The 3315-nt window shown below is 72.3% G+C and carries 4 protein-coding genes; 3 read left to right on the forward strand and 1 reads right to left on the reverse strand.

Annotated features, from left to right (window positions below; genetic code table 11):
- Positions 1–66 precede the first annotated feature (66 nt).
- From C6N75_RS26920 to C6N75_RS26930, 3 genes are all read left to right on the forward strand, one after another.
- Positions 67–360 carry a Dabb family protein gene (locus C6N75_RS26920; RefSeq protein WP_105871478.1) on the forward strand — a complete coding sequence of 98 codons (294 nt, stop codon included), beginning with the start codon at positions 67–69 and terminating at the stop codon, positions 358–360.
- Positions 361–622: 262 nt separating this feature from the next.
- Positions 623–1438 carry an RNA polymerase sigma factor SigF gene (locus C6N75_RS26925; RefSeq protein WP_105871479.1) on the forward strand — a complete coding sequence of 272 codons (816 nt, stop codon included), beginning with the start codon at positions 623–625 and terminating at the stop codon, positions 1436–1438.
- Between the two features lie 239 nt (positions 1439–1677).
- Positions 1678–2796: an RNA polymerase sigma factor SigF gene (locus C6N75_RS26930; RefSeq protein ID WP_181160638.1), complete on the forward strand. Its 1119-nt coding sequence runs from the start codon at positions 1678–1680 to the stop codon at positions 2794–2796.
- A gap of 228 nt (positions 2797–3024) precedes the next feature.
- Here the strand turns inward: C6N75_RS26930 and C6N75_RS26935 are convergent, their stop codons facing one another.
- Positions 3025–3225 (reverse strand): hypothetical protein, encoded by a 201-nt coding sequence (locus tag C6N75_RS26935; protein ID WP_105871480.1) that lies wholly within the window; start codon positions 3223–3225, stop codon positions 3025–3027.
- Between the last annotated feature and the right edge of the window lie 90 nt (positions 3226–3315).

Genomic DNA, 3315 nt, shown 5'->3' on the forward strand with positions numbered 1-3315 from the left:
CCCCCTCGCCACCGCGGCCGCACCCGCACCGCCCGGCGGCTCTCGACCGGTCGACGAGGAGTCGCTGTGATCCGCCATCTGGTCCTCTTCAAGCTCAACGACGGCGTCAGCCGTGACGAGCCCCGTGTGGTCGCCGCCGCCAAGGCGTTCGAGGAGCTCGGCGGCATCGTTCCGGAGGCGGAGTTCTGGGAGTGCGCCTGGAACATCACCGACCGTCCGATCGCGTACGACTTCGCCATCAACTCCGCGGTCGCCGACAAGGACGCCCTGGTCCGCTACCTGGAGCACCCGGCCCACCAGGCGGCCGCCGGGCAGTGGCGCGAGTTCGCCACCTGGGTGATCGCCGACTACGAGTTCTGAGCCTGCCGCCCGCCCCGCCGCGGGCCGGTCGGCCCCGAGCCCCGCACCTCTCCCGGTGCGGGGCTCTTCCCATGCCCGCCCCGCATCGTGGCAACACGGCGTCATCGGGTGCTTGCACACGGTGGACATGTCTTGTGATGCTATGACCGCTTTTGACGGATGAGTTGACCGTTATTGACCGCGTAGCGCGACAGCAGAGAGCGACCACGTAAAGCGACCACGAAGGGGTGGCGAGAACGTGCCGGCCAGTACGACATCTCAGGTGCCGCCCCAGAACGAGCCGGCCGGGTCGACGCCCCGGTCCCGGTCGCAGAGCCGGGCCGCCGACACCCGGGCGCTCACGCAGGTGCTGTTCGGGCAGTTGAAGACGATGGAGCCGGGCACCCCCGAGCACCACCGGGTCCGCGGGGCGCTGATCGAGGCCAACCTCCCGCTGGTGCGGTACGCCGCCGCCCGCTTCCGCTCGCGCAACGAGCCCATGGAGGACGTCGTCCAGGTCGGCACCATCGGTCTGATCAACGCCATCGACCGGTTCGACCCGGACCGGGGCGTGCAGTTCCCCACCTTCGCGATGCCCACCGTCGTCGGCGAGATCAAGCGGTACTTCCGCGACAACGTCCGCACCGTGCACGTGCCCCGGCGCCTGCACGAGCTGTGGGTGCAGGTCAACGGGGCCACCGAGGACCTGACCACCGCCCATGGCCGCTCCCCCACGACCGCCGAGATCGCCGAGCGGCTGAAGATCTCCGAGGAGGAGGTCCTGTCCTGCATCGAGGCGGGCCGGTCGTACCACGCCACCTCCCTGGAGGCGGCCCAGGAGGGCGACGGACTGCCCGGACTGCTGGACCGGCTCGGCTACGAGGACCCCGCCCTGGCCGGTGTGGAGCACCGGGACCTCGTGCGGCACCTGCTCGTCCAGTTGCCGGAGCGCGAGCAGCGGATCCTGATGCTCCGCTACTACAGCAACCTCACCCAGTCCCAGATCAGCCAGGAGCTGGGCGTCTCGCAGATGCACGTCTCCCGGCTGCTCGCCCGGAGCTTCGCCCGACTCAGATCCGCAAACAGGATCGACGCCTGACCCGATCGGGTAGACCCTTGCAGGGCCCGGCCCGTCGACGGCCCGTCAAAAAGCCGCAGCAGAGGGCTTATCCGCGCATAGACACCCCTTCCATGTCGACAAGTCACTACAGCGCGTTGCCGACATGTGACATTCTGCTGGAACCGCGTTTGCCGCAGTCTCGGCTCCGGTATTCAGGTGGAGGCTGCGTTCCTCCGATGGTCGCGGCCCGCGACCGTCCGCGACCTCAAGGGGGTGGCATGTCCGCAGAACAGGGCAGCCCGAAGGTGCTCACGCTCACGCCCGACCACGCGCCGGCTCCCGTGCGACTCGACCGGCTGGACCGGCTCGGCCAGGCGGCCCAGGACCCGGCCGTGCTGCCGGAGGGCCCCGCACCCGCGACCGACGCCGCCCCCGCCCTGACCGCCGACGTCGCCGCCTCCACGCTGACGGCCGACGCCGCCGCCCCCGCCCTGACGGCCGACGACGCCGCTCCCACGCTGACGACCGTCGGTGCCGCTCCCGTGGTGGCGCTGCCCGCGCAGGCCGCGGGCAGCGGCGAGACCACGGGGGCACTCCCGCAGCCGGTCGCGGCGGCCGCCACCGAGGCGATCGACACCCGTACGCTGTCCCGCTCCCTGTTCCTGCGGCTCGCCGCCCTCGACGCGCGAGGCGCCGACGGCCCCGAGCGCGCGTACGTCCGGGACACCCTGATCGAGCTGAACCTGCCGCTGGTGCGGTACGCCGCCGCCCGGTTCCGCTCGCGCAACGAGCCGATGGAGGACATCGTCCAGGTCGGCACCATCGGCCTGATCAAGGCGATCGACCGGTTCGACTGCGAGCGGGGCGTGGAGTTCCCGACCTTCGCGATGCCGACCGTGGTCGGCGAGATCAAGCGGTTCTTCCGGGACACCTCATGGTCGGTGCGGGTGCCGCGCCGGCTCCAGGAGCTGCGCCTGGCGCTGACCAAGGCGGGCGACGAGCTGGCCCAGAAGCTCGACCGCTCCCCGACCGTCGCCGAGCTGGCCGCCGTGCTGGGCGTCTCGGAGGAGGACGTCGTCGACGGGCTCGCGGTCGGCAACGCGTACACCGCGTCCTCGCTCGACTCGCCGTCCCCGGAGGACGACGGCGGCGAGGGCTCGCTCGCCGACCGGCTCGGCTACGAGGACACCGCGCTGGAAGGCGTCGAGTACCGCGAGTCGCTGAAGCCGCTGCTGGCCAAGCTGCCGCCGCGGGAACGGCAGATCATCATGCTGCGGTTCTTCGGCAACATGACCCAGTCGCAGATCGGCGAGGAGGTCGGCATCTCCCAGATGCACGTCTCCCGGCTGCTCACCCGCACCCTGTCGCAACTGCGCGAGGGCCTCATCTCGGACTGAGCACCCGCCCGGCCGTGTACGCCGCCCGCACCGCGTACGCAGACCGCTGGTCGGAGTCGCACCGCTGACGCCTCCCGGCACCCGCGCCGACGCCCTGCGCCGGTGCCGAGCCCGACTGCTGGAGAGTTTCGCCCCGCGGGGGCGGCGGCTGACCGCCGCCGTCCCCCAAGGGCGCGCTCGACTCCGTGACGGGCTGCGGTCGGCCGCCACCAGCCTCGTATGCCGCGGTCAGCCGAGGGCGAGCCAGGCGACCGCAGCCACGACGACGAGCGCCAGGACGACGCCGGCGATGAGGCCGACGCGGGGGCCCGAGCGGGCCGGCGGCTCCTGCCGCCGCCGGGGTGCGCCGTCGTCGACGAAGGCGCGGAACATCTGGGTGCTGCCCGCGGGGTCGTAGTTGCCCTCGGGGCCCGGGGTGTTGTGTGCCATGGGGCAGGACCCTAGCGAACCCGCCCGTCCGGCCCAACCCGCCGCCGCCCGCCGACCCTTCGCCAGCAGCGGTCCGCCGCGCCCCTGCAC

Source organism: Streptomyces solincola (assembly GCF_002982015.1).
Taxonomy (GTDB): Bacteria; Actinomycetota; Actinomycetes; order Streptomycetales; family Streptomycetaceae; genus Streptomyces; species Streptomyces solincola.